This window comes from Delftia sp. WY8 (assembly GCF_018437695.1).
Lineage (GTDB): Bacteria > Pseudomonadota > Gammaproteobacteria > Burkholderiales > Burkholderiaceae_C > Comamonas > Comamonas tsuruhatensis.
In genome coordinates this window covers 3,838,469-3,863,630 of the sequence record NZ_CP049795.1, presented here as the reverse complement: position 1 = coordinate 3,863,630, position 25,162 = coordinate 3,838,469, and the positions used below count along the sequence as shown (strand labels likewise).

23 protein-coding genes and 1 pseudogene are annotated in these 25,162 nt (G+C 64.3%); 11 read left to right on the top strand and 13 right to left on the bottom strand.

The genetic code is table 11. The features are described from left to right. Positions 1-7 precede the first annotated feature (7 nt). Positions 8-991 carry an AAA family ATPase gene (locus G4D77_RS17810; protein WP_213757707.1) on the bottom strand — a complete coding sequence of 328 codons (984 nt, stop codon included), beginning with the start codon at positions 989-991 and terminating at the stop codon, positions 8-10. 81 nt (positions 992-1,072) lie between these two features. On the opposite strand from G4D77_RS17810, the gene G4D77_RS31050 reads away from it, so the two are divergent. Together G4D77_RS31050 and G4D77_RS17805 are read left to right on the top strand one after the other, a co-directional pair. Next, complete coding sequence (locus G4D77_RS31050) at positions 1,073-1,369, top strand: helix-turn-helix domain-containing protein (protein ID WP_349773705.1); 297 nt, start codon at positions 1,073-1,075, stop codon at positions 1,367-1,369. Between the two features lie 145 nt (positions 1,370-1,514). Continuing rightward, the gene (locus G4D77_RS17805) at positions 1,515-1,865 is read left to right on the top strand and encodes an H-NS histone family protein (RefSeq protein WP_082138195.1); all 351 of its coding nucleotides are present in this window, start codon (positions 1,515-1,517) and stop codon (positions 1,863-1,865) included. A gap of 29 nt (positions 1,866-1,894) precedes the next feature. Here G4D77_RS17805 and G4D77_RS17800 read toward each other — a convergent pair whose 3' ends face one another. The 7 genes from G4D77_RS17800 to G4D77_RS17770 form a co-directional block, all read right to left on the bottom strand. After that, positions 1,895-2,380 (bottom strand): ASCH domain-containing protein, encoded by a 486-nt coding sequence (locus G4D77_RS17800; RefSeq protein WP_026062362.1) that lies wholly within the window; start codon positions 2,378-2,380, stop codon positions 1,895-1,897. Further along, complete coding sequence (locus G4D77_RS17795) at positions 2,346-4,535, bottom strand: GNAT family N-acetyltransferase (RefSeq protein WP_047219911.1); 2,190 nt, start codon at positions 4,533-4,535, stop codon at positions 2,346-2,348. The genes G4D77_RS17800 and G4D77_RS17795 overlap by 35 nt, the downstream gene beginning before the upstream one ends. A gap of 368 nt (positions 4,536-4,903) precedes the next feature. After that, entirely contained in the window at positions 4,904-5,890 is a 987-nt protein-coding gene (locus G4D77_RS17790; RefSeq protein WP_213757706.1) for a hypothetical protein, read from the bottom strand. Between the two features lie 647 nt (positions 5,891-6,537). Then, positions 6,538-7,479 carry a TniQ family protein gene (locus G4D77_RS31085; protein ID WP_213757705.1) on the bottom strand — a complete coding sequence of 314 codons (942 nt, stop codon included), beginning with the start codon at positions 7,477-7,479 and terminating at the stop codon, positions 6,538-6,540. A 6-nt stretch (positions 7,480-7,485) separates the two neighbouring features. Beyond that, positions 7,486-8,379: a TniB family NTP-binding protein gene (locus G4D77_RS17780; RefSeq protein WP_223275228.1), complete on the bottom strand. Its 894-nt coding sequence runs from the start codon at positions 8,377-8,379 to the stop codon at positions 7,486-7,488. A 7-nt stretch (positions 8,380-8,386) separates the two neighbouring features. After that, positions 8,387-10,336 (bottom strand): TnsB C-terminal domain-containing protein, encoded by a 1,950-nt coding sequence (locus G4D77_RS17775; RefSeq protein WP_250134227.1) that lies wholly within the window; start codon positions 10,334-10,336, stop codon positions 8,387-8,389. Continuing rightward, complete coding sequence (locus tag G4D77_RS17770; protein ID WP_213757704.1) at positions 10,326-10,976, bottom strand: TnsA endonuclease N-terminal domain-containing protein; 651 nt, start codon at positions 10,974-10,976, stop codon at positions 10,326-10,328. Before G4D77_RS17770 ends, G4D77_RS17775 begins: the two co-directional genes overlap by 11 nt. Before the next feature lie 153 nt (positions 10,977-11,129). On the opposite strand from G4D77_RS17770, the pseudogene G4D77_RS17765 reads away from it, so the two are divergent. The 3 genes and pseudogenes from G4D77_RS17765 to G4D77_RS17755 form a co-directional block, all read left to right on the top strand. Beyond that, positions 11,130-11,801: pseudogene (locus G4D77_RS17765) on the top strand (ATP-binding protein); the annotation flags it as partial. A gap of 170 nt (positions 11,802-11,971) precedes the next feature. Then, the gene (locus tag G4D77_RS17760) at positions 11,972-12,271 is read left to right on the top strand and encodes a helix-turn-helix domain-containing protein (RefSeq protein ID WP_065345438.1); all 300 of its coding nucleotides are present in this window, start codon (positions 11,972-11,974) and stop codon (positions 12,269-12,271) included. A 7-nt stretch (positions 12,272-12,278) separates the two neighbouring features. Then, positions 12,279-13,634, top strand: coding sequence for a HipA domain-containing protein (locus G4D77_RS17755; RefSeq protein ID WP_154833136.1), 1,356 nt, complete (start codon positions 12,279-12,281; stop codon positions 13,632-13,634). A gap of 3 nt (positions 13,635-13,637) precedes the next feature. Here G4D77_RS17755 and G4D77_RS17750 read toward each other — a convergent pair whose 3' ends face one another. After that, the gene (locus G4D77_RS17750) at positions 13,638-14,561 is read right to left on the bottom strand and encodes a LysR family transcriptional regulator (RefSeq protein ID WP_034366572.1); all 924 of its coding nucleotides are present in this window, start codon (positions 14,559-14,561) and stop codon (positions 13,638-13,640) included. Between the two features lie 102 nt (positions 14,562-14,663). Here G4D77_RS17750 and G4D77_RS17745 point away from each other — a divergent pair, with 102 nt between their 5' ends. Together G4D77_RS17745 and G4D77_RS17740 are read left to right on the top strand one after the other, a co-directional pair. Beyond that, entirely contained in the window at positions 14,664-15,866 is a 1,203-nt protein-coding gene (locus G4D77_RS17745) for a YbfB/YjiJ family MFS transporter (RefSeq protein WP_154836306.1), read from the top strand. Positions 15,867-15,900: 34 nt separating this feature from the next. Next, positions 15,901-16,974 carry an NAD(P)H-dependent flavin oxidoreductase gene (locus G4D77_RS17740; RefSeq protein WP_154833134.1) on the top strand — a complete coding sequence of 358 codons (1,074 nt, stop codon included), beginning with the start codon at positions 15,901-15,903 and terminating at the stop codon, positions 16,972-16,974. Between the two features lie 13 nt (positions 16,975-16,987). Here G4D77_RS17740 and metC read toward each other — a convergent pair whose 3' ends face one another. The 4 genes from metC to G4D77_RS17720 all read right to left on the bottom strand — a co-directional run bounded on the left by metC (position 16,988) and on the right by G4D77_RS17720 (position 21,649). Further along, a complete protein-coding gene (gene metC / locus G4D77_RS17735; RefSeq protein WP_154833132.1) occupies positions 16,988-18,205 on the bottom strand; it encodes a cystathionine beta-lyase in 1,218 nt (405 codons plus the stop codon). Then, on the bottom strand, positions 18,205-19,203 hold the full coding sequence (locus tag G4D77_RS17730; protein WP_154833130.1) for a Bug family tripartite tricarboxylate transporter substrate binding protein: 999 nt from the start codon (positions 19,201-19,203) through the stop codon (positions 18,205-18,207). Before G4D77_RS17730 ends, metC begins: the two co-directional genes overlap by 1 nt. Before the next feature lie 206 nt (positions 19,204-19,409). After that, on the bottom strand, positions 19,410-20,981 hold the full coding sequence (locus G4D77_RS17725) for a rhodanese-like domain-containing protein (RefSeq protein WP_213757703.1): 1,572 nt from the start codon (positions 20,979-20,981) through the stop codon (positions 19,410-19,412). A gap of 131 nt (positions 20,982-21,112) precedes the next feature. Then, entirely contained in the window at positions 21,113-21,649 is a 537-nt protein-coding gene (locus G4D77_RS17720) for a cysteine dioxygenase family protein (protein WP_154836305.1), read from the bottom strand. Between the two features lie 162 nt (positions 21,650-21,811). On the opposite strand from G4D77_RS17720, the gene G4D77_RS17715 reads away from it, so the two are divergent. The 4 genes from G4D77_RS17715 (at position 21,812) to G4D77_RS17700 (ending at position 25,162) form a co-directional block, all read left to right on the top strand. After that, positions 21,812-22,672 carry a LysR substrate-binding domain-containing protein gene (locus G4D77_RS17715; protein WP_154833126.1) on the top strand — a complete coding sequence of 287 codons (861 nt, stop codon included), beginning with the start codon at positions 21,812-21,814 and terminating at the stop codon, positions 22,670-22,672. 161 nt (positions 22,673-22,833) lie between these two features. Further along, positions 22,834-23,160 carry a DUF3649 domain-containing protein gene (locus G4D77_RS17710; protein ID WP_016452138.1) on the top strand — a complete coding sequence of 109 codons (327 nt, stop codon included), beginning with the start codon at positions 22,834-22,836 and terminating at the stop codon, positions 23,158-23,160. Then, positions 23,157-24,884 (top strand): PepSY-associated TM helix domain-containing protein, encoded by a 1,728-nt coding sequence (locus G4D77_RS17705; protein ID WP_154833124.1) that lies wholly within the window; start codon positions 23,157-23,159, stop codon positions 24,882-24,884. Before G4D77_RS17710 ends, G4D77_RS17705 begins: the two co-directional genes overlap by 4 nt. Beyond that, positions 24,881-25,162 (top strand): DUF3325 domain-containing protein, encoded by a 282-nt coding sequence (locus G4D77_RS17700; protein WP_017405289.1) that lies wholly within the window; start codon positions 24,881-24,883, stop codon positions 25,160-25,162. Before G4D77_RS17705 ends, G4D77_RS17700 begins: the two co-directional genes overlap by 4 nt.

Here is a 25,162-nt window from a genome sequence, read left to right as displayed (position 1 = left end):
CGGCCGATCAGTTGTGCAGCTGGCTTGCAGCTCGCTCCTGCAGGTGGGTGAGAACGCTTTTTTCTGAAATGCTCGATCGTTCTTCAAGGATGGCGTCCTTGATGGCGTCCTCACAAGCCTTGGTGATCTCGGAGTGGGAAAGCCCCACTGCACGGGGGACCAGATTTGACCAGTTCAAGTCTGCAGGAGCCATCATCGTCAAACGATTGCGCAGCAGTTCATCGACTTGCGCTTCGTCTGGGGTGGCATATCGAATCACATCATCGAAGCGGCGAAAGAGCGCAGTATCAAGCGAAGCTCCGTGGTTCGTTGCCGCCACGATGATGCTGTCCGAGGTGTCCTGCTCGATCAGCTGCAAGAACATGTTCAGCGTGCGGCGCATCTCTGCAACGTCATGCTGCCCCCCCCGCTGCATGCCCAGCGAGTCGAACTCGTCAAAAAAGTACACACCGCGGGTGATCTTGAGAGCTTCGAAGACCAAGCGAAGCTTAGAGGCGCTTTCCCCCATGAACTTGGTGATGAGGCTGTCAAACCGCGCGGTGAAAAGCGGCAGCTTCAGCTCAGTAGCGAGCACGGCAGCCGTCATCGTTTTGCCTGTGCCGGGAGGCCCTACCAACAAGAGCTTGCGGCGAGCCGTCAATCCATGTTCACTGAGGCGCTCATGCTGACGCTGCTCCAGGAGCACGCGTTGCAGCTTCTGCTCCACCTCCCTGGACAGGACCATGTGCTTCAAAGGGTGCTGGGGGTACTGCGCTGTCAGCAGCTCAGCCAGTTCGCCGCGAGGCTGTACAAGAGGCAATGTCCGTGCGCGCGCACGGGGGGCAGCAGGTGCTCGCGCCTTTTCAATGAGCTCTCGCAGCTCCCCTGCAAGTTTTGAGTGACCACGGCGAGCTTCATCCGCAGCGACTTGAAGTGCCACGGAGATGAACTGTGCGTCTTCGTTGCCTGCGTAGGCTCTGAAAAGCGCTTTGATTTGGTCTGCTCTTGCCATGTTGTTTCCAATTTTGATTGTAGGTGAGGCTACTATCAAATTGTGCTATTGTTGCACATATGGTGTATCAATAGCACATCGATGAGTATTCAAACGATCCCTACACGACAAAGTGAACTGATCAGACAGGCACGAGGACAGCGCACCCAAGCCGAATTCGCGAAGCTCCTTGGCGTAGATCGTTCTTGTTTGTCGCGGTACGAGCGCGAGCAACTCGGTGCCCCGACATCCGTCATCAACCACTGCCTCGGTGCGATAGCAGCACAGTCGCGCTCCCCCGTAGCTGAAGTGGACCCTGTGCGCCGTGCACTGCGTTTGACTATCGACGCTACGAGGGAGTTGCAGATCGCCACGGCCCTGGATACCCGTGGGCAATGAATCTGACGGCAGCAGGGACGGATGCTCTTTGCCGTTCACCATCCCCACCGACCTGATCTTTACTGGCGGCGAGGCTCAGTCAGTTCCAAGTAAGCCCGATAATTGTTGGCGCCACACGTGATGGCGAACGCCCATGGACCAAGGTATGACTATGAATTTGACCGAACTACTGGCCGCGAAAGCTGCTCTGGATGCAGAAATCGCCAAGGCAAAGAAAACTGAAGCCACAGCCGCACTTCGTCGCGTACAAGAGCTCGTCACCGAGTTTGGCCTCACCTCTCAACAAGTCTTTCCGTTGCTGCCCGCCAAAAGCAAAAAGCAAGGCGTGGCCAAGTACCAAAATCCAACTACTGGCGCCACATGGACAGGACGGGGCAAGCCTCCTGCGTGGATCGTCGGCCAAGATCGCAACGCCTTTCTCATCGCTCAACCTGCCCAACATGAAGGGCCGTTCCTGGCAGAGATGGCTGCTGCGGCAGATCGCCGTAGAGCCTAATCTCGGTCCCGGCGTTTTCCGAGAACGCCTCACGCCAGTTCCAGCTCTCGCTGCAGGTTGGGCGACTTGTGAGGTCTGCCGTGAAGAGCCTGGCTCATCACGTGCAGCAAAGGCCCATCGCTGGCGACATTGGCGAAGAACTGCGGTGGATGAAAGCCACCCGCCATATCGCGTAGCTTGCTCAGCGGGATGGGAGATGCGAGTTGTGTCGGTTCGCTCAGCCCCAGTGCAAAGGCTTTTGGCAGGCCCGAAAAATACTCAAAGAACTCCTGGCGCTTGAGGCCGGATACAGTACCGAATCGCCTCCATAGAGTACTGGGGGCGAGTGTGTGCAGGCCTGTGACCGTGGCGCACCCGACGATGCTGCCCACCGGCATCTTTACGTAGATCCAGACCGTCGATCCAAGGGCGACATGCATGGGACGACGACGAAGCTCGACGGTCTTGGTGCCTTGAAGAATCCTGCTCGCATGCCTTTCTTCAAGAGAGATCAAGAAGTGGTGCGCGGCGTTCATTTGGAAATCCTTCAAGAAGAATATTTTCGATCTGCTCGGATGTGAGCATTCGGCTGGTCAGCAGCTGGGTGGGCTCGCCACAACCGAACCTTTTAAGGCTCTCCAGAGGCACAGGCTTCGGCAGGTTCTGCAGGTTGCTGAAGGCCACGACGGTCTTGATCTCGGACTTTCCGATGGCTGCGAGATCGATGGCCTCAAGCGCGGACCGGTCCAGGTCCCCTTTGTCGACCAGCCCCTGGGCACTCAAGTAGGCATTTGTCACCCTTGCCATGGCCACCACGGCTTTGAGCCCTTTGTTGCGCGTGGACTCGTAGAAGAACATCAGGCTGCCACGCTGGAAAGACTTCAAGGTTCTCGGAGAACTCAGATAGTGGCGTTGCTGGTAAAGCAAGGCTTTGGCACGCGGGAGCAGCTGCATCTGATCGAGATGACCCAGTAAGTGCTCTGCATAGTCCCGCTGGATGGGCACGAGCACACCCGGTCTGCCAGGCATGCATATCAGCGCTGGCGACAGCAAGGTTTCCAAGGCAAAAGCTGTGAGCTGTGTGCGTTGGCCGTCGGGGCGGGTCAGCTCGATGTATTGGTCGGCATCCCGGAAAATCGGCATCGACAAAGGTAGACCGATTTCGCTCGCACTTTGAAGTTTCGAACGATGTGTCGACCAGTTATGGGGGAGGACCACGCTGTAGAGGGATACCTTGTGCAACTCCTGCGCCTTGTCTGTGCCGGTGAAACCGATCTCCAGGGCGACTTCCCGGACCGATGCCTGCTGGGGTGCGAGGTTCAGTCGGACGCGTTGAACGTCTTCCTGTGTCCTTCCCATCAGATGAACGAGCATCAGGCGTGCCGCATCCGGAGCACACGTAACGCGTTCATCGACTGCCAAGTAGGCATCGCAAGTGCCCCCCCTGAGGCCGCTGGGCCACATCAGATATCCGATGACTTCAGAGCCTTGTGCAACGATGTAACGATGGCGAGCGCGGCTGTTGCCATCATCGGCAGCCCATGCAGTGGACTGCTCCACCAGACCGACCCCCAGGCGTCCAAGGAGCTCACGAACCGCCATTTCGTTGCCGCAGGTGAGCTCCTTGAGTTCAAGTGTGTCACGTGTGCTGGCAGTGATGGCTCCAAGCTCAGGATCAATCTCCCCCAGAACCTGGAAAGCAGATGGGGAGAGCACTTCGATGCCGTACCGTGAGCGCAGCATGGCAGCTGCATCACAAATGGCGCCGTCACTGGTCACCAAGCCTGCTAGCTTGTGATGTATCACGGTGCCCAGGTGCCGCAGGTCAGACAGGTCGTTGCTTGTCAGGGCATCTGCTGCGAACCGCTCCGCAAAAATCATAGGAGCGAGTTCGTTGGTGAGTTGCGCCATCACATCGTCAGGAGGGGCCGCGAATTTCGGGAAAACTTGCCCCAGGCCCTGCATGGGGTCGGTCTTCCCTCTCGTCGCAGATCGCTTAAGCTCGACATCAAACTCTGTGCTCAACGCAAGACGGCACACGCCCAAACGTTCGAGAGCAAACAGGTCGACGACATCTTGGTGACGCGCTCTTCGCGGCCCCAGATCGAACATCACATTGAGGTCCAGCAGATAAAGCTTGGTGGCAGCAGGGGGCTCTGCCGCAAGGCCCAGTGGATCTCGGTGATTAAGCCCGCTGGTTGCAAAGAGCTGTCGAGTTGGTAGTTCGTGGCTGCGCAGCACCAAGGTGCGACCCCGTGTCTTGCCCCCAGGGGTGGTGCGATAAGCATAGAAGTCCTGGCTTTGCCAAAACTCCTGGGATAAGCGCAGGTCTTCAGCGACTCGAGCACCAATGGCGATGTAGTTCAACGCACTCAAATGTGCCTTGAGCGCGTCGAGCATCGTTTTTGCAACGTTGTGACGGCGCAATTGCGGATCGACATGGATCTGACTCACGTAGCCCCGTGGAAACCGCGTAGCAAACAGCAAGTGGCCTGCATAACAGGCCTGGCCAGCTCGGTGAGCAACTGCAACGATAAGCCGTTCACCGGTTGCAGCCTCGTTGTAAACACTGAAGGGAAACCAGCCCAAGGCATCGCGGTCACTTTCAGCGGCTTGCACAACTTTGGCGACGAATGGCAGGACATCTTGGCGCTTCGAAAGCAACTCGATACTGAGCTTTTTGGTTTCCATGCAGTCAACGCTCCACCTGGTTAAATTGATGGGCAGGACTGTATCAAAGCTGTTACGTATAGCTGCAGCCAATAAAACCATGGGCATCGACTTGCAATGCGTGAAAGATGGGAGGCGAAAGATGTGCGTGCCTTCGCGAACTATGGCCTTGTGTGTACATACACGATTGGACAATGGCCTGAACCCAGGGTTGCTCCGCTCCACACACGCAGGCTTCTGTCGCGGGTTAGGGGTGGGTGAGAGGCGCATAGGAATACTGTATATAAATACAGTTCTCCGGTCAAGCCTCAGAAACAGTTGACGTATTCCGTAGCGCATCTGATTGCTGAAGTTCGCCAGAGCCTGTAGATGCCTTGGGCATCTTCGGTTCAGTGGCGTGCTTGCTTTCGGTTCGTCGGGATTTCGTACTTTCTCAGATGGTAGGAAACAGCAGATGTGCTGAGGCAGTCACTTATCAGTCGGCCCGGGAACACCCAAGGGTTGAAGTCTGACCCACCCAAATGTTCTGGTGACTGCAGCGCCCGGACAAACGCGCCCACTTCTTGCGGCACCTCCATCCAGCGATCCTTCAGGCGCATCTGCAACCCTGTCGCCCAGTCAACGTCCTGGTGTCTCAGCTGAAGTATTTGCGTCAGTGGCACGTTCAGTAGGTGCGCAAGTAACGTAGCGGTCAACGACAACTCAGTTGAGCGAGGAGGTTTGCCCGCAATGGCATCCATCAATAGCCTTGCGTACCGCGCTTGCGGCAGCAGAGATTGTCTGGGTGCCGTGCGCTTGCCGGGCACCTTCAGGCGCATCCCGTGCCGGCTCGCCAAGTGCGACAAGTAGGGGGTCAGTGATGCGCGCAGGCCTGGCTTGCTTCGTAAGAGTGCATCGACTGCTTCCTGCTTGAGTTGCGTTGCGCGTCCCACCTTGGCGGCAGTCAACAGGGCAATGGCAGCAGAAAGATAGGACTTGCGACTTCGCACATTCAGCGGCTTTTGCCGTTGGGCCAACGCCGTATCAAAGGCTTGGAGATCGGCGGCCCAGGGCTTGCCAGTAGCGCCCTTGAGCTTGCTTTGCACCAAGGCCTCATCCGAGTTTTGGCGGCGCGCTGCAGCGTCTTGGAGGAAAGCGCCTTGTTCCACCAAAAACTGCATTAGCAACCCCATTTGCCGCAGCTCCTGCGTTGTGAAGGTCTCCAGCAACACTGCCTGGTCCAACGGGACGGATGCCTGCTGCAGCGCGATGTCTATGCGAGTGATGAACTGCAAGTAGCGCGAAGCATGCGCCGCCAACTTGCTTGCCCGCTGCGATGAATTGCCCCACTGCGTGAAGTCCGCGTACAGCTGCTTCGCCTGTTGAGTCACTAGCATGTGCTGGGCTGACTGCTGCCGTTTCACATTCCCGCGCTTGATGGAACAGCTGAAACAAGGCGAGAAGCCCGTTCCCTGCACGCGCGAGCCGCAATCTGGACAGTCATGACTGGGACCATCCAGTTCGCAGCACTTGCTGCAAAGATGGCAACCAGCGAGCGTCATAAAGTACTGAGTGCGGTGCTTGTGACAGTGGCTGCAGGTAGCCTGAGTAACTTTGCGCAGACAACGCTCACACATCTGGCCACGCTCAGGAAAGCCGCGCGACCTGCTCAGCCTCGCGCTCGGCGTTCCACACGTATCGCAAGGTCTTGAAGTGCGGTAGTAAGGCGCACATGATGCGCATGCAACGCGGTCTCCGACCCGCAAAGCGGCTTGGGGAGTCAAACGGCCGCAACGCAGACATGTGCGGTCCTGCCGTGCACATTTCCCACATACCGGCGAGGTTGCATGCTTGTGGGCTCTGGCCGTCTCGCCGCAGATCTGGCAGGTTCGCGGAGGAAAAACTGCTGGGTAGCAATTGCTGCAGTACTTCACTCCATGATGGATGCGGTGGGCCTTGTCCATCGATCGCCCACAGTTGCCGCACGCTGAACGCAGTGCATGTGCGAAATATTGTCCCGGCGACCCATCAGCTTTGGATTGGGTCATAGCCGTGCCCTCACACGCGATGCAGTGGAGCGCCTGACCGACAAACGCAATGCAATCTGAAGGATCCTGCGGGCACGCAGCTGAGGATCACGCGGCACTTCCCAGCACGACCTTGGCGTCGTACGTGCCTGCGGCAAAGCACGAACGTAACACTCGTGGACTCCAACTTCTCTTGTGTAGCACTCCATATCCTCGTCAAACCTGGCCAAGGCGTTCTCCAGCAGGTGGCTGCGAGCAAAGATTCGCCAGTAGCTCCACGGTTCTCCTGCGCCTGAAAAATCAGGAGCCTTTTTCGCCCTCTGAGTGATCAACCGATAGGCCAACGCCAAAGGCAGCGGGTGCCCGAGAAACGCCTGCCTCCACAACGCATCGACACGCTCTTGCTGCGCCTGCTGCCGCGCAGAACAGGTAGATGGATGTGCGCTGTACAAAGCAAAGGCGCAACACTCGCAGCGCCCCAAAACAAGAGAGTCGTTTCGATATGGAGCGAACGGGGCGCCACAGTGCGGACACGCATCCATGAGACTGACGCCGTGCCTGAGGCAAATCCACGATGAAGCTAAGCGCCAGTGCATATGCAAATGGCGCGGCATATCTTCCCTTAGGCAAGCAGGGCAGAACAGCTGCCCAAAACGAAGCCTGCGCCGATGGTAGATCCCTAAAGGCAGCAGCCAAGGCAGAAAGCCGCTGCGGTGCACAGGTACTGCTGCTGCAGCCAGCTGACTGCAATAGGTCATACAACGAACCTGCTCCAGCCTGCAGCCACTGGCCGCTGCAATGGCTTGCAACATCTCCTCGGACAAGCTGCGGTCCAGATCCCTGGTCCAAACGAAGTAGCCCAGGCCCAGTCGATGAGACAAGACTGCAGGCTGCTCCCCCCGAGCCCATGCCCAGCGCACCAAGAACGAGCCCAGCGTCTCTTGGGAATATGGCTGCATGATTGTTCAGCTCGGCCGCGGCGCCGTGACCAAGCGGCTCCTTGTAAAAGACTGGCAGGCGCCTTGCAGAATCTCGAACGTCACCCGCTCGCCACCATCTTTGAGCACGCGCTCGACAGCTTGGAGCGTGATCTTTCGTACGGACCCGATGGTGCCATCGCAGCTTTTGAACACCTCAAGCGCCATCTTGGGGGCGGTCAGATTCGACGGCCTGGCGAGCGGCATCAGTCGCTCAAAAGATGCGAGCAGCTTGAGAAAACTCTCATCTGCCTGCCAACGGGGCAACGCCAATCGAGTGAAACGACTGACGAACTGAGTATCGATAGCCAAGGCCCTTGAGACGTCGACAGTCCCGCACGCCACGATGCTTAACTGACGCATGTTAGAGAGCCTCTTGAGCGAGGCCATGAACTGCTTTTGCTGACGCGCGGGGCTGTTGAGCATGGCGTGCAACTCATCGAGGACCAGTACAGAAGTGCGCTGCACGGCCAATTCTTCATGCGCAAGCGCTTCCAGCCGTGCTGGGGGGGCGTCGGGCCGATGCGTCACGTTCAAGGCACTCAGGATCGCGCTGTACAGCCGTCGTTCATCAGCACTCGCAGGTGTCTCGACCCACAACACCTTGGTGATCGGATAACCGGCCTCATCCAGCACGATGGGGTTGTTGGCAATGAACTGCCGCGTCAACGTGGTCTTGCCATTGTCGCTGTCTGCGATGACAGCGCGACACTCAGGTTTAAGCGAACGAGGGAACGCCACCAGATCCTGCAGGTCTCGCAAAATATGGTCGTAGGCGGGGTAGCCGAACAGGTGGTTCGAGCGAACGAACTCCAGCTTTTCGGGCAGTGAAGCCTCCAGCATTTGAGCCGTAGCTTCGTGTAGATGAGGAAATTGATTCATCGTCACGCTACGCATTGAAGCCCGTAATTTTCTTGCTCAAGAATGCTTCAAAGGGATTGGCCCCCGATCCCACAGGCTCCCGCGCAGGCTGCATTTGCGTTTCGACAACCGACCGGTCTGCGCCACCACTTCGAGGCGACGAGGATGGAGGCTTTCGCCTCACTCTCTTCGTGTCTGCCACAGCATTGGCCTCTCTGTGGGCGCTACGCAAGCGGTAACCTGCCTTGGCCTTCTTGTCCTCCAGCTGGCTTCCTTCGTGCTGCCTGCGGGCCTCAATCGCAATGTGCTCTTCCACGCCCACGTAGCCGTCAACCTCGTCATCTCCGGGAGCTTGAAATGGATAGCGATCGAGCTTCACGTACTGCTTGACCTCGGGGTCGAGAAACCACACCTCACGCCGGCGCCGAGGATGGTACTTGACGGTGAATTTGCGCTTCTCCGAAGGATGGTCGGGATCGCTTGCATTGATCCATCGATTGAGAGCCTCGTGATAGTAGTCAGCCTTGTTCATTCGGACGCCCGAGGGCGACACCACACGCGACTCCAGCGGGAGAAAGTCCAACTTGAGCTTTTCTGGATCCGCGATCTGGATCGGAAGTCCGGCTGCCATTGCGCCATCCGTGCCCAGAATCTTCTCCTCCCAAACGATCAATGGCGGCTTCATCAGGGCACCGTGTTTGTGAACGTGGTAGTGGTTTACAACCCAGTCTGCAATTTCGATCTCCAGCTCATGCAAGGTGTATGCAGACTTTTTCTTGGAGTCATAGGTTCCCCGCTGCTGAGGGTTGGAGAACGTCGTGCCAGGCTTCTTGCGCAGCATCATGTTGACATTGCCCACGAGGCGCTCGATGTAGGCCCCGTAGCGTGGCTGCTTGACAGGCCGAAGTTCCAAACCGATAGCGTTCTCCTTGCAGCCGAACTTAAGGGCCTCCCCGCGAAATTCCTTGGCGTTGTCACACAGCACCTTGCGAATCTTGCCGTGCACAGGCCAACGGCCCGGCAAACCGAGGGATGCGAGGTAATCCTGTTTTGGCAGCATGCCCATCGCCAGGGCCATGCCGGCAGCCACTGCTGAAGGGCGGTCCATACTCAGATAGAAGCCGATGATCACGCGTGTCAGGCAGTCAATGACCAGGGTCAGCCAAGGCCGTCCCCATGGCATCCGTGTGTCAGAGAAGACCACGATCATGTCGAGTTGGACATGGTCGATCTGCACCGGATTGAGAGGACTGACGGGTTCGGGGAACACACCGGGAGTAGGCATGTCCTTGTCTGCCAGTGCAACTTGACCTCGCTTGCGCCGAACCCGGTTTAGAGGGAGTGCAGCGATCCTGTTACGCACGGTGTTTTCGTGGGGGACGGGCTTGTGCTCGAGCTCGCAACGGTCTTTCACGGTCTGATAGATATCCCGAGGCGTCAGCTGCTGCGACGACAGGTACAGCTGGTCTATCGCCTCCTGAATGAACTGCTCCACACGCTCATCAAGCTTCGTGATGCTGGGGGCGCCTCGCTTGCCATCCATGAGGCCCACGAGAGAGCCACAGCCGTTGTAGTTCTTGATCCACTTGTAGAGCGTGACAGCGGAAACCCCGGACTGCCTGGCATGGTCCTCGACATCTTTGCGAGAGCGCTTGCGCATTGCCAACAACGGGGCGATCACGTCCAGACGCTTTTCAGCCTTCGCAATCTCGGCAGCAGTAAAGGCCAGCAGCGCTGGTGGCAGGGCTGACGGTCCAGCAACCATCTCCCCTGTAGCCCCAGCTTCATGTTCGGGCACGAGCGTGGTGATCGAAGACAGCTGGTTGATGAACGCGACCTCTGAGCGGCCGGTATCAATGTCTTCGATGATCACCCGATCGGTGGAGAGAACACGGCGCACGATGCAAGCTTTCTGCTTGAACACCACCGGGGCTCCAGGGCTGACAGCGAAGCCAGAAGCATGCAGTTCATTTGCCATACAGCGTAGGTTCCTCGTACCAAATTTCTGACTTCATCGTTAGCCTTTGCCGGAGATTCGCGCCGATGGAGCCATTCGCCACCATTCGCCACATGGCGCCCACAGCTTGCATGCGGTTGGTCAGGTCCATGAAGGTTGCAGCCAACAGTTCCGAAGGTGTGGAGACTTGAAGCTCTTGCAGAGTCTGTAGGAGCATCAGAGCCGACTTGCCATCGGAGGGATACGAGCGGTAGTCACGCAGAAAGGTGACATTTTTCAGATAGTCGTCGCGGATGTAGCGTTCATCGACAACCTGAAACCCCCAACGCCGCTGCGCGCAAACCATACGGGCGGCCCGGAAACCCGCTTCGAGGTCGCTCCATCGATCCCGAAGTTCATCCAGATACTTGACCTCAAAAAGCAGGGGCCGTGCAGGCTTCCTGAGCGGACTGCCCCGAGAAGTAGCCAAGTAGTCAGGCGTGTATGTGCGCTCCTCGCCAGATTCGAGACGGTACCGGATCTTCATCGGTTGGTGGGTGATGCGTGCTATCCGAGGATCGAAGTCCATCAACAAGACCAGATCGCGCTCCAAGGTGCTCTCGAATGACACCGTCTGCCCATCCAAGGTTTGCACCCGCCCGGTGACCGAACGGTAGTTCATAGGGACCTGCCGAACACCAAGATCGCTTTCAGTAACGTCAATTATTGTAATTTTCATATCAGTTAACTAATTCAATGTATTGAATCAACCCATTCGACAGACCTGATAGACCATTGTGTAGCAAGATGTGACGCCGTGGTTAAGCTTTTCGTTGTAATCGACAGAGGCTCGCCGCCGCGCCCTGGCGAGATCTCGCAGTCCCATCACGGAGTACTGTTTCTGGACGAATTCCCCGAGTTCGCACGCAGCGCGCTGGAGGCGCTGCGCGAGCCGCTGGAGACCGGCCAGATCACCATCGCCAGAGCCGCCCAGCGCTGCGAATTCCCCGCGCGCTTCCAGCTCGTCGCGGCCATGAATCCCTGCCCCTGCGGCCATTGGGGATCGACGGTGCAGCGCTGCCGCTGCACGCCCGACAAGGTGGCGCGCTACCAGGCGCGCATCAGCGGCCCGCTGCTGGATCGCATCGACCTGCATGTGGAAGTCGGTGCCCTGCCCCCGCAGGAGCTGCTGGCCGCGCGCTCTGGCGAGGCCAGCGACACCGTGCGCGAGCGCGTGGTCCAGGCCCGCGCGCTGGCCCTGCAGCGCCAGGGTAGTGCCAACCACCAGCTCCAGGGCCAGGCCCTGGACGACCACCTGGGCCTCTCGCCCGAGGCCCTGACCTTCGCCCACAAGGCCGCCGCACGCCTGGGCTGGTCGGCCCGCAGCACCCACCGCGCGCTCAAGGTGGCGCGCACCATTGCGGATCTGGCGGGCAGCGCGGCAGTGGAGACGGGGCATGTGGCGGAGGCCATGCAGTATCGGAGGGTGTTGCGGTTGCCTTCATGAGGATCTGCATTGGACGCGGTTGCCTGGTTATCGGACTTATTTCTGATATTCCGAAATTTCCTCCTGAATGAGACGAAGTACTCCTGAATTTCGGAATATTGGAAATTGTTTTGAAAATTCCCTAAGAAATCCTAGAATTTCGGAATATCAGAAATAAAGCCAATCCATCCATGCCGTCTTCCACGCCCATGAACGGCCCGCAGCAGGATCCCCTGCAGCCCGGGGCCGTGGTCATCGCTGACCTGTCCGGGCTCGGCGCCCAGATCCGCGCCATGCGCAAGGCCCAGCAACTGCGCATCGATGACACGGCAGCCCTGTGCGGCGTGTCGCTGGATCTGCTCTCCCGTCTGGAGAACGGCAAGGGCGGCGTGGGCTCCGACAAGCTGCTGGCCGTACTCGACGGGCTGGGCCTGGCCATGGTCATCGCGCCCAAGCAGGACGCCCTGATGGCACGGCTTCCACGGGCCTGAAGCGCACATGGCCACGCCGCCGTCGCTTTCGCTTTCGCTGTGGAACGATGTCGGCACGCACGTGGCCGATGTGACCCATGACCCGCACAACGATCTTTGGGGACTGCGGTATGCGCCTGCATGGCTGGAGCATGGACGGCCTTTCTACTTGGCGCCCTGCCTGCCGCTGGCCGCTCCCGAAGGGGGCTACGACTCGCGCTCCATCCGGCGTTTCATCGAGAACCTGCTGCCCGAAGGCGCGGCGCTGGATTTGGTGGCCAGAAGTCAGGGCATAGGCAAGGGCAACATCTTCGGTCTGATACGCGCCCTCGGCGCCGAGACCACCGGGGCTTTCCGGTTTCAGGCCGACGGCAGCAAGCCCGATCCTCAGGCCGCCAATGCCGCTCGCACCATATCGACCGCAGAACTCTCCCAACGCATTGCAGACCGAGACACACGCCCTTTCATCGAGTGGGATGGCAAAGTGCGCATGTCGGTGGCCGGCTACCAGGACAAGCTGCCCGTGCACGTGGAAGGCGAGAGCGCGCAGGAGGGCTCCATCTTCCTTCCCGACAACGTTCCGTCCACCCACATCCTCAAACCCCAGCCGCGCGACAGCGCGGTGCCGCACATGGTGGTGAACGAGCATTTCTGCATGCGCCTGGCAGCGGCCATGCGCTTGCCTGCAGCCGAGGTGCAGATGCTGCACGTGCCACAGCCGGTGCTGGCAGTCAGGCGCTTTGACCGTGTGCGGCAGGCGCCGCAAAGGCGGGTCCTGCGCACACACATCATCGATGCATGCCAAGCGGGCGATCTTCCCGTCAGCTACAAGTACGAGCACCACATCGGCAGCGTGGGCGATGCCCGGCTATACCGCGACGGCATGAGCTTTCCCCGGCTGTTCGGTCTACTGGAGCACTCGGTGGCGAAGGCTGCGGACAAGCTGGCAATGATCCGATGGGCGTTGTTCCAGATACTGATCGGCAATGGCGACGCACATGGCAAGAACTTCTCCTTCCACGTGCTGCCGCAGGGCCTGGCGACCGCGCCCTGGTACGACCTCGTCAGCGTGGCCCAGTATTCCGATGTGTCCCAGGAACTGGCGATGGCCTTCGGCGACTGCTTTGCGCTGGAGGAACTCACACCCTTCGAGTTTGCGCATTTCGCGCACCTGTGTGCGATAGACCGCAGGCTGCTCGCACGTGAAGCCCAGCGCATGGCCAGGGCAGCCCCCGGTGCGGCGGCCAAGGTTCTGCGCGAATCGCCTTACACGCCAGAAGAGCACGTCTTCGCCCAGCGCATCGCCGCCTATGCGACCACCCAGGCCCAAAGACTGGTGGACATCGCCCAAAAGGCAGCAGCCTTGCCTTCCGACCTGTTCTGAGTCTCAGGCAGACGCTGCCGGGACGGCTTCCACGCACAGGGCCTCTTCGCCCTGCACACCCTCGATCCCCAACACCTCCACGCACGCATGCAGCGCAGGCGACCAGCCCTGGCGCGCGGGCACGACGAACCAGGTTTCCACGCGGGCGACTTCCTGGGCGAGTGCGCCGGGCAGGGCCGTGATGTGCACGCCGAAGCGGTGCTGCTGGGCCTGGACCACGCTGCGCGGCAGCAGGCCGTAGCCCATGCCGGCGGCCACGCAGCCGAGGATGGCGTCCAGCGATCCCATTTCCATGATGCGTGCGGCCACGCCGCGCGTGGCCAGCAGCAGTTCGATGCGCTGGCGGTAGCTGCAGCCCTGGCGGAAGGCCAGGAAGGGCACGGCGCTGAGCTGGGCGGCATCGGGAAAGCGCGGCAGCGCGAATGCGGTGACCAGCACCAGTTCCTCCTCGAAAACCTTCCAGCCCTGCAGCCGCGACTGGGGCGGCATGCCCGAGACGAAGGCGCAGTCCAGCCGCCCTGCCAGCAGGTCGGCCAGCAGCTCGGCCGTAGTGGCCGTGCGCAGCTCCAGGTCCAGGCCGGGCCGGGCCTGGTGCAGGCGCGCCAGCAGCGGCGGCAGGCGCAGCGCAGCCGTGGTTTCCATGGAGCCTATGCGCAGCGCGCCTGCGGCCCGGGCGCTGCCCTGCAGCAGCGCCAGCGCCTCGTCATGGTCGGCCAGCATGCGCCGCGCGTATTGCTCCAGCAGGCGGCCGGCAGGCGTTGCGTGCACGGGCGCGCTGCGCTCCAGCAACTGCACGCCGGCCTCGTCCTCGAGCTTTTTCACATGGGCCGTCACGTTGGACTGCACGGTGTGCAGTTGCTGCGCGGCAGCGCCGAAGCTGCCGCTGTCGCAGACGGCCAGGAACATGCGCAGGGACTTCAATTGCATCGCGGCTCCAGTGACATCCATCTTCAATCGAGATCGACGCCATCATTTTGAATCATTGGACATGATGGGCGGCAGCGCCTAATGTATGCCCATCCTCCCCGCATGGCGCCCACTCCCGTGATCCAACGCAACGAAACTTCCCTGCTGCTGACCGGCTTCATGGCCACGCTCAGCGGCGTCGGCCTGGCGCGCTTTGCCTACACGGCGCTGATGCCGCAGATGGTGCATGCCGGCTGGTTCAGCGGCGAGCAGGTGGCCTATCTGGGCGCGGCCAATCTGCTGGGCTATCTGATCGGGGCGCTGGCGGCCGCGCCGCTGGCCGAACGCCTGGGCGCGCTGCGCGTGCTGCTGTGGTGCTGGGTGGCCCTGGCGCTGAGCTTTGCGGCCTGCGCCTGGCCGCTGCCCATGCCCTGGTTCTTTGCCTGGCGCTGCATCTCGGGCATTGGCGGCGCCATCCTGATGGTGCTGGGCCCCTCCGTGGCCCTGGCGGCCACGCCCGTGCAGCGGCGTGCGGCCCTGGGGCCGCTGATGTTCTGCGGCATAGGTGCCGGCGCCCTGCTGTCGGCCACGCTGATACCGCTGCTGGCGTGCCAGAGCCTGGGCGCCGTCTGGTGGGCGCTGGCGGCGGTCTGCGCCTGGGCCGGCTGGCTGGGCTGGCGCCATGTGCGGCGGCTGCCGGTGCCTGCGCCCATCGCCATCACGCCCCATGCCCGGCCCGTGCCCGCCGCGCCCCTGTGGACGCTGCCCGTGGTGCTGGTGATGCTGGCCTATATGACGGACGCCTTCGGCTTTGTGCCGCACACGGTGTTCTGGGTGGACTACCTGGCGCGCGAGTTGCAGTTGGGCGATGCCTATGCCTCCACGCAGTGGGCCGTGTTCGGCCTGGGCGCCATTGCCGGGCCGCTGGTGGCCTCGCTGTGCGCCACGCGCTTTGGCTGGTGGGGCACGACCACGGGCGCCTATGCGGTCAAGACCCTGGCCATTGCCATGCCGCTGTTCTGGGTAGGATTTGCGGGGCATGCGACCTCGTCCTTCCTGGTGGGCGCGCTGTCGCCGGGCATGGCGGCCATCACCTCGGGCTACCTGATGCAGCTGATCGGCCCCGTGCAGCACAAGCGCATGTGGGGCTATGCCACGGCGGCCTTTGCGCTGATGCAGGCCGTGTCGGGGTATTTCATGGCCTGGAGCTATGCGGGCCTGGGCTCGTACCAGCGCCTGTTCGTCATCGGCAGCGTGTCGCTGCTGCTGGGCACGCTCATGATCGCCGCCAGCCGCGCCAGCGCGCGCCGCCAGGCCGCCGCATGAGTGCGCGGATTCGAGACAGGAAACAAGGAGTCGTATGAGCACCGCAAAGACCGCGTGGATGGCCCGCCTTGGCGTGCGCCATCCCATCATCCAGGCCCCCATGGCCGGAACGTCCACGCCCGCGCTGGCGGCCGCCGTCACCGATGCGGGCGGCCTGGGCTCGCTGGGCATTGGCGCCAGCGGCACGGAGCAGGCGCGCCAGCAGATCGTGCAGGCGCGCGCGCTGACATCGGGCGCCTTCAACGTCAACCTGTTCTGCCACCGGCCGGCCCGGGCCGATGCGCAGCGCGAGGCCGCCTGGCTGGCCCATCTGGCGCCCGAGTTCGCGCGCTTCGGCGCCGCGCCGCCTGCCACGCTCAACGAGATCTACGCCACCGCCGTCGGCAACGCGGCGCTGCAGGCCATGCTGCTGCAGGAGCGGCCCGCCGTGGTGAGCTTTCATTTCGGGCTGCCGGAGCAGGGCTTCATCGACGCGCTGCGCGCGGCCGGCGTCGTGACCCTGGCCAGCGCCACGTCGCTGGACGAGGCGCGCCAGGTGGAGCAGGCCGGTGTCGATGCCATCGTGGCCCAGGGCGTGGAGGCCGGGGGGCACCGCGGCACGTTCGATCCCGCGCAGGACCGCATGATGGGCACCTTCGCCCTGGTGCGCGTGCTGGCGCGCAACACGGCCCTGCCGGTGATCGCGGCGGGCGGCATCATGGATGGCGAAGGCATTGCGGCCGCGCTGGGCCTGGGCGCCTGTGCGGCGCAGCTGGGCACGGCCTTCATCCTCTGCCCTGAATCGTCCGCCAGCCCGGCCTACCGTGCCGAGCTGCGCAGCGAACGCGCCCACCACACGGGCATCACCGCCGCCATCTCGGGCCGGCCGGCGCGCGGCATGGTCAACCGGCTGCATGCGCTGGGCGCCAGCCATGGCCAGCCCCTGCCCGACTATCCGCGCGTCTACGACGCAGGCAAGGCGCTGCACCAGGCGGCCTCGGCGCAGGGCAGCTCCGACTACGCAGCCCACTGGGCCGGCCAGGGTGCGCCGCTGGCGCGCGAGATGCCGGCCGCCGCGCTGGTGCAGACGCTGGCCGGCGAACTGGCGAGCGCTCAGGCAGGCCGCTAGAGCGTGTTATCCACTAAAGTGCCGCCAGCCCCTGCTCCAGGTCGGCGATGAGGTCGCGCGGCGACTCCAGGCCGATGTGCAGGCGCACCACGGGCCCGCGCGCACTCCAGTCGGTGACGCTGCGCGCCTGCGCCATGTGCGCGGCCGTCGCCAGGCTTTCGTAGCCGCCCCAGGAGGCGCCGATACCGAAGAGGCGCAGGGCGTCGATGAAGCGGTCCACGGCGGCCTCGGCGGTACCGGGCTGCAGCTCCAGCGACACCAGGCCGTTGGTGCCCTGGCAGTCGCGCAGCCACAGCGCATGGCCGGGGTGCGTGGGCAGCGCGGGGCAGAACACGGTGGCCACGGCCGGGTGCTGCTGCAGCCAGTGCGCCACCTCCAGCGCATGCGCCTCGTGCATCTGCAGCCGTGCGGCCAGCGAGCGCATGCCGCGCAGTACCAGCCAGGCATCGTCGGGGCTGACCACCATGCCGAAGGCATCGCAGCGCGCGGCCAGTGGCTCCCAGGCGGCCTCGGTGGTGGCCACGGTGCCCATCATCACGTCGGAGTGGCCCGACAGGTACTTGGTGGCTGCCATCACCGAGACATCGGCCCCCAGCGCCAGCGGCCGGTACTGGCAGCCCGACCCCCAGGTGTTGTCGGCCACGACCAGGGCGCCGCGCGCATGGGCCATGGCCGCCAGCGCGGGCAGGTCGCACATCTCGTAGACCAGGGAGCCCGGGCATTCGGCATAGACCATGCGGGTGTTGGGGCGCATGCGCGCCTGGGCGTCGCTGCCATCGGCCGCGAAGAAGTCGTACTCGATGCCGTAGGGCCGCAGCCATTGCCCGGCCAGGTGGCGCACGGGCTGGTAGGCGCTGTCGGTCAGCAGCACATGGTCGCCGGGGCGCAGGTAGCTGAGCAGGGCCATGCCGATGGCCGCCAGGCCGGTGGGCAGCAGCCGCGTGCGGTGGGCGCCTTCCAGCTCGCTGACGGCGTCTTCCAGCGCAAAGCCGGTGGGCGTGCCGCGCGCGCCGTAGCTGAAGATGCGCTCGCCGGCGCGGCGCTCGCGCATCTCGCGCTGCTGTGCCGTGCTCTCGAACAGCACGGTGCTGGCGCGCACCAGGGGCGGGTTGACGGCCGTGCCGCCCGCATAGGCCGGGCGCTTGCCCGCATGCAGCAGCCGGGTCTGCAGGTCCAGGGCGGGGGCGCCAGGGGCGGATGCGCCAGGCACGGGGGCGTGTTCGGCAGCCATCAGTCGATCTTCGCGCCCGAGAGCTTGACCACGCGCGACCAGCGCTCCATGTCCTGGCGCAGCTGGGCGGCAAAGGCCTCGGGCGTGCTGGCCACGACTTCGCTGCCGCCATCGACGACCAGCTTGGTCACTTCCGGCAGTTGCAGGGTGCGCACGATGGCGTCGTGCAAGAAGGCAACGCGCTCGGGCGGCGTGCCGGCGGGAGCAAAGAAGCCGTACCAGTCCTCGAAGCGCGCATTGCGCAGGCCCAGTTCCTCCAGCGTGGGCACCTTGCCGAACACGCCGATGCGGCGCGGGCTGGTGACGGCCAGCGCGCGCACCTGGCCCGCCTGGATCATGCCGGCCACGGACGAGGTGGAGGTGATCAGCACATCGACCTGCTGGCCCAGCAGATCGTTGATGGCCGGCCCCGCGCCCTTGTAGGGCACATGGGTCATGGGCACGCCGTTTTCCTTGGACAGCACCACGCCCACCAGGTGCGACAGCGTGCCGTTGCCGGGCGTGGCATAGGTGACGCGGCCCGGCTCGCCCTTGCTGCGCGCCACCAGGTCGGCAAAGCTCTTGAGGGGCGAGGCCGAGGCCACCACGATGGCCAGCGGCGCCGCGTTGATCTGCGTGATGGGCACGAAGTTCTTGAGCGGATCGAAGCCCGGCGCGCTGTAGAGCGCGGGGTTCACCGCCATCAGCGAGACCTGGCCCGTGAGCACGGTGTAGCCATCGGGCTTGGCCTCGGCCACGGCCTTGGCGCCGATGTTGCCGCCCGCGCCGCCCCGGTTTTCCACCACGGAGGGCTGGCCCGTGGCCTCGGTCAGCCGCGTGGTGACCCAGCGCGTGCTGGCGTCGTTGCCGCCGCCCGGCGGGAAGGGCGAGATGAAGCGGATCGGCTGGGCCGGATAGCCGTTGCGTGCGGCCAGCGGCTCGGCCGTGGCCTGCGAGAGCATGACCAGGGCCGCGAGGCTGGCGGCCAGCATCCTGGCCAGGGTGGGGATTGCGAACATGTCTTGTCTCCTGTCGTTATGTGATCTGATTTATGTCGCTCTACGGCAAGTCAGCGATATATGGCGCTGCCTTTGCAACTGACGTGACTTTGGCCAGGGGCACCAAGCAAGGGCCTACGCCGGCCGCGCCGCCCCCGCAGCGAGGGTGCCGTCCCCCTCCCGCGCAGCGAGAGAGGGGGAAGCGGCGAAGCCGCTCAGGGGGAGCTTCATGCACTCGGCAGGCGGAAGGCGGCCAGTTCCTGGGCATCGAGCTGCGGCACCAGGCCCGTCTCCCAGGCCAGGTAGCGGCGTGCCGCTTCCTTGTTGCCGTCGTGGCGGTCGTGCACGAAGAACAGGTAGTCGATGCACTCGGCGTCGGTGGGGCTGTCGGGCGTAGCCTCGACGGGCAGGCCGGCCTGCTGCCATGCGGCCAGGCCGCCTTCGAGCAGCAGCGGCGCGGCGCCCTGCAGCTCCAGCGCGGCCCATTGCGCCATGCCGGGCTCGTCGGCCACCAGCACGATCTGGCGCGTCTCGCCGGCCAGATCGCTGGCCAAGCACGGGCGGATGGACCAGCGGGCCCCGGCGATGTGGCCTGCGCGGTACTTCATGCCCGCGCGCAGATCGACCACGGCCACCTCGCCCTGGTGCATGCGCTCGTGCAGGGCCTGCGCCGTGATGCCTGCCAGTGCGGGGACCTGGGACGGCTGGGCCGGTGCGAGGTCCAGGCCGCTTTGCAGGCCGCCCCGCAGCACGCAGGCGTCATGGCCGAGCTGGCGCAGCCAGCTGGCCACCACGGGGGCGCGCACGCCATCGCTGTCGAACAGCACCAGGCGCGCACCGCGCACGCCCACGTACTGGTCGCCGGCCTGCATGAGCTGGCCACCGGGCGTGTGCTGGGCGCCGGGCAGCGAACCGGCCTTGAATTCCTCGGGCGTGCGCACATCGCACAGGAACAGCGTGCGCGCAGCATCCTGGCTCCAGGCGCGCACGGTGTCGGCATCGACCTCGGGCACGTCGAAGCGTTCGGCCAGGGCGCGGGCCTGTGCTTGCAGCGCGCTGCTGGCCGAGTCGTCGCCATAGCGCTGCGTTCCGCCGTGCTCCAGCGGCAGGTCGGCCAGGTACCAGCCCTGGGTGCCGTTCTCCAGCGCGTAGACGGGGTTGGGAATGCCCAGGTTGATCAAGGTCTGCGCGCCGATGATGGAGCGCGTGCGGCCCGCGCAATTGACCACGATGGGCGTGGCCGCATCGGGCACCAGGCGGCTCACGCGCAGCGCCAGCTCGCCATTGGGGCAGCAGATGGCGCCGGGGATGTTCATCTTGTGGAACTCGGAGACGGGCCGGCCGTCCAGCACCACCAGGGGCAGGCCCGCCGCCTGGCGCGCCGCCAGCTGCTGGGCCGTGATGCGCGGCGTGCCGTAGGCGTGTTCGGCCAGTTCGCCAAAGGTCTTGGAGGGCAGGTTCACGCCGGCGAACAGCGTGTAGCCCGCAGCGCTCCAGGCCTTGGCACCGCCTTCGAGCACGGCGACCCTGGTGTAGCCCAGGGCTTCGAGGCGGCGCGCGGCACGCTCGGCCACGCCCGCGCTGGCATCGCCCTCGCCACCGTCGTAGGTGACGGCGCGCACCTGCCTGCGCGGCACCAGGCGGGGCACATCCAGCTCCAGCCGGCTGTAGGGCAGGGGCGTGGCGTAGAACAGGTGCGACTCGCCGTACTGGCCGTGCTCGCGCACGTCGAGCAGCGCGATCTCCTGGCCGTCGTGCAGCCAGGATTTGAGGGTGTGGGCGTCAATGGATGCGGTCATTGCATGCGGTCCGGGAAAAAGATCGGCAAGGAATTTCGGGCAAAGCCCTGCCACGCGCGCCCCGTGGGGCGCGCTGCGGCATGGACAGTGAAAAGGCAGGAGGCGGAAGGCAGCGGCCGGAAGGCCGGGGCTCAGCGGCGCGTCTGCACGCCGATGGCCATGGTCTGGCAGGTGCCGGCGGCCAGGTCGTAGCTGGTGCGCTCGTTGAGCGTCTCCAGCGCGCGGCCGTACATGTGCAGGTGGCGGATGACCTGCTCGCCCTGGATCTCCACGGAGTGGATGTCCTCGGGCATGAGGGCGATGCCCTGGCCTGGCGCCACCACCACGAGATCCGTCTCGCGCAGCGTGCCCTTGCCGGGGACGGAGCCGTCGTCGGTGCGCTCGTAGACGCGGTTGTGCTCCGTGCCTTCCACGGCGGCAATGCAGGCCCAGGTCGTGTGGTTGTGCGGCACGATGCGCTTGCCCGGGCGCATGACGTTGAGGTACAGCGCATAGCTCTGGTCCGCGTCCTCGGCGATCAGGTAGCGCGCCTGGTGCTCGCCCTGCTCGGGCGCTGCGTAGTCGGCCTGCTGCCAGAAGTCTCGGCGCGCGGCCAGGCCCAGCAGCTGCTGGAGCACGGCGTACAGGCTGGCGCGCGTGGCAGCGCCTTCGCCAATGGCCTGCTTCATGTGGTCGATGGCCGCTGTCACGGCGGCGCTGCGCTGTTCGGTGATGGTGGTGGTGGTGTTGTTCAAAGGGGACTCCTTGTCGTCGTTGAAGCCCACTGTAGTGAGGCGTCCGGCCCGCAACAATCCACGCACCCTCAACAAATACTTCAATAAAATTGAAGTATGGAGACGCTTGACCTGGACCTGCTGCGCACCCTGGCCGCCATTGCCAGCCACGACAGCTTTGCCGCCGCCGCCGTGCAGATGGGCCGCACGCAATCGGCCATCACCCAGCAGATGCAGCGGCTGGAGGAGAAGATCGGCCACGCGCTGTTCGAGAAGCAGGGCCGGCAAAAACGCCTCACCGACCACGGCCAGCGCCTGCTGGGCTATGCGCGCCACATGCTGGCCATCCACGACGAGGCGCTGCGCAACCTGCAGCACCGCCAGGTGCAGGGCCTGGTGCGCATTGGCGCACCGCACGACGCGGCCGACAACATGCTGCCGCCCGTGCTGCAGGAGATCGCGCTGAACTTTCCGGGCATGCAGATCGACATCCATGTGGGGCGCAGCCCTTTCCTGATGGAGTCGCTCAAGCAGGGCGAGCTGGACCTGGCCATCTCCAACCGCGATGACGAAGGCTTCGAGGGCTTTGCCCTGCGCTCCACACCCACGGTCTGGCTGTGCGGCGCGGGCTATGCCCATGACCCGGGCAAGCCCGTGCCCCTGGTCATGGCCGACGGGCCCAGCATCTTCCGCCGCCTGGGCTGCGACGCGCTGGATGCGGCAGGCATCGCCTGGACACCGCGCCACACCTGCACCAGCCTGGTGGGCATACGCGCGGCCCTGCGCGCGGGCCTGGGCGTGACGGCGCGCGGCGTGGAGCAACTGGACCCGGGCCTGCGCGTGCTGGGCGCGGGCGACGGCATGCCGCCGCTGCCGGACCTGGCCTACCGCCTGTACATCCGCAGCCATGTGATCAGCCCCGTGACACGCCAGATCTTCGAGAACCTTCAGGCCCGCATGCGCCAGCCGGCGGGCTGAGCGCCGGGGCGCTTGGCACGCAGCAGCGCTGGATGTGGCGGCGCTGGATGTGGCGGCGCACTTGACTGCACCGCTTGTAATGGGACTTATTCTCAAATAACATCCGCGCCACCGCCGCCCCCTCCGGCCGGCGTTTTTCGAGCCTTTCCAGGCCCCGTGCCATGCCATCTCCCACTCTTGCCCGCACCCATGACTGGTTCCGTGACTGGTTCCGTGACTACGGGCCGCTGATCTCCCGCATCCTCGCCGCGCTGTTCGGCGGCTATGCCGTGGCCGCCCTGGCCAGCGTGGCCGTTGTGGCCCTGCCCGCAGACCGCACGCAGGCGGCGATCTCGGGCACCTTGCTGAGCTTTGCCGTCTACGCGGGCGCGGTGATCTGGGTGTTTGCCGTGCGCAGCGCCACGCGCGCCTGGGCCGGCCTGCTGGTCGCCGCACTGGTACTGGCGCCTGCCGCGTGGTGGACCTGGGGCAAGGGGCTGGGCGCATGAACACGAACACCACGAACACCCCGGACACCACGAACACGGCAGGCAAGCCCGCCAAGCCCGCGAAAGCGGCCAAGGCGCCCGGCATCCGCCAGACCATGTCCGACCTGCACACCTGGGTCGGCCTGCTGCTGGGCTGGTTCCTCTACGCCATGTTCCTCACGGGCACGGTGAGCTATTTCAGGAACGAGATCACGCAGTGGATGCAGCCCGAGCAGCCGCACCAGAGCCAGGCGAGCGAGCCCGCGCTCGTGGCCCAGCGGATCGGCGACGCCATGGCGCATGTGGCGCCGCAAAGCCCGCAATGGCTGATCAACCTGCCCGATGCGCGCAGCACGGTGGCCACGGTGTTCTGGAGCCCGCCGCAGACCGAAAAGGGCGCCAGGCGCCGCTTCGAGAACGGCCGCTTCGACCCGGCCACCGGCACGCGCCTCGAAGGCCCGGTGCGCGAGACGCGCGGCGGCGAGTTCTTCTACCGCTTCCACTTCCAGTTCCACTACATGCCCGTGCTCTGGGGCCGCTATCTGGCGGGGCTGTGCGCCATGTTCATGCTGGTGGCCATCGTCAGCGGGGTGATCACGCACAAGAAGATCTTTGCCGACTTCTTCACCTTCCGCTGGGGCAAGGGCCAGCGCTCCTGGCTGGACGCGCACAACGCGCTGTCCGTGCTGGGCCTGCCCTTCCACCTGATGATCACGTACACCGGCCTGGTGACGCTGGCCCTGATGTACATGCCCTGGGCCAGCCTGGCCACGACCATGACGCCCGAGCAGCGCGTGGTGGCAGGCCAGCAGCTCAGCGCCTTCGTTCCGGCTGGCAAGCCCTCGGGGCAGGCCGCGCCCCTGGCACCGCTGGCCGACATGGTGCGCCAGGCCGAGCAGCGCTGGGGCGCGGGCCAGGTGGAGCGCCTGAACGTCAACCTGCCCGGCGATGCCAAGGCCAGCGTGGTCGTGGTGCGCGGCGACAACGGCCGCGTCTCCATCAGCCCGCAGTTCATGACGTTCGACGGCGTCAGCGGCCAACTGCTGCAGGCCCAGGACAGCGTGGGCGCCGCCGCCGAGACGCGCGGCGTGCTCTATGCGCTGCACATGGGCCGCTTCGGCGACCTGCCCACGCGCTGGCTGTACTTCATCGTCAGCCTTGCGGGCACGGCCATGGTGGGAACAGGACTGGTGCTGTGGAACGTGAAGCGGCGCAGCAAGCTGCCCGACCCGGAAAGGCCGCATTTCGGCTTCCGGCTCGTGGAACGGCTGAACATCGCCACCATTGCCGGCCTGTCCATCGGCATGGCCGGCATGCTCTGGGCCAACCGCCTGCTGCCGGTGGAGATGGCGCAGCGCGCCGAGTGGGAGGTGCACGCCATGTTCATCGCCTGGGGGGCCACCCTGTTCTGGGCGATGGGCCGGCCCGCCAGGCGGGCCTGGATCGAGTTGCTGTGGGCCGGCGCCGCCGTTCTGGCCCTGCTGCCCGTGGTCAACGCGCTGACCACGGATCGCGGCCTCTTGGCCAGCCTGCGCGCGGGCGACTGGGTATTCGCGGGCATGGACCTCATGCTGCTGGCCCTGGCCGCACTGCATGCCCATCTGGCCCTGCGCACCCAGCGCCACCAGCCCAAGGCCAAACCGGTGCGCGCCGCCCGGCCCGCGCCCAAGTCAGCCGCCACTGCAGCAGCCGCCACTGCAGTCGCCGCCACAGCAGCGGCCGCCGCAGCGGAGACCAGCGCATGAGCATGGCCCATCTGTTCTGTCAGCTGCTGGCCCTGGGCGCCTTCGCCTGCCTGGCCCTGGCCATGGACCGCCACCAGAGCGACCTGTTCGGCAAGGAACTGCCATCTGCCCACACACGGCGCCTGCGCGCGGCCGGCTGGGTGCTGCTGGCGCTGTCGCTGTGGGCGGCGCTGCAGGTGGAGCCCTGGTCGCTGGGGCTGGTGGCCTGGTTCGGCCACATCAGCGCAGCCGCCGCCATCGTGCTGCTGTCCATGGTGGCGCGCGAGCGGCTGCGCTGA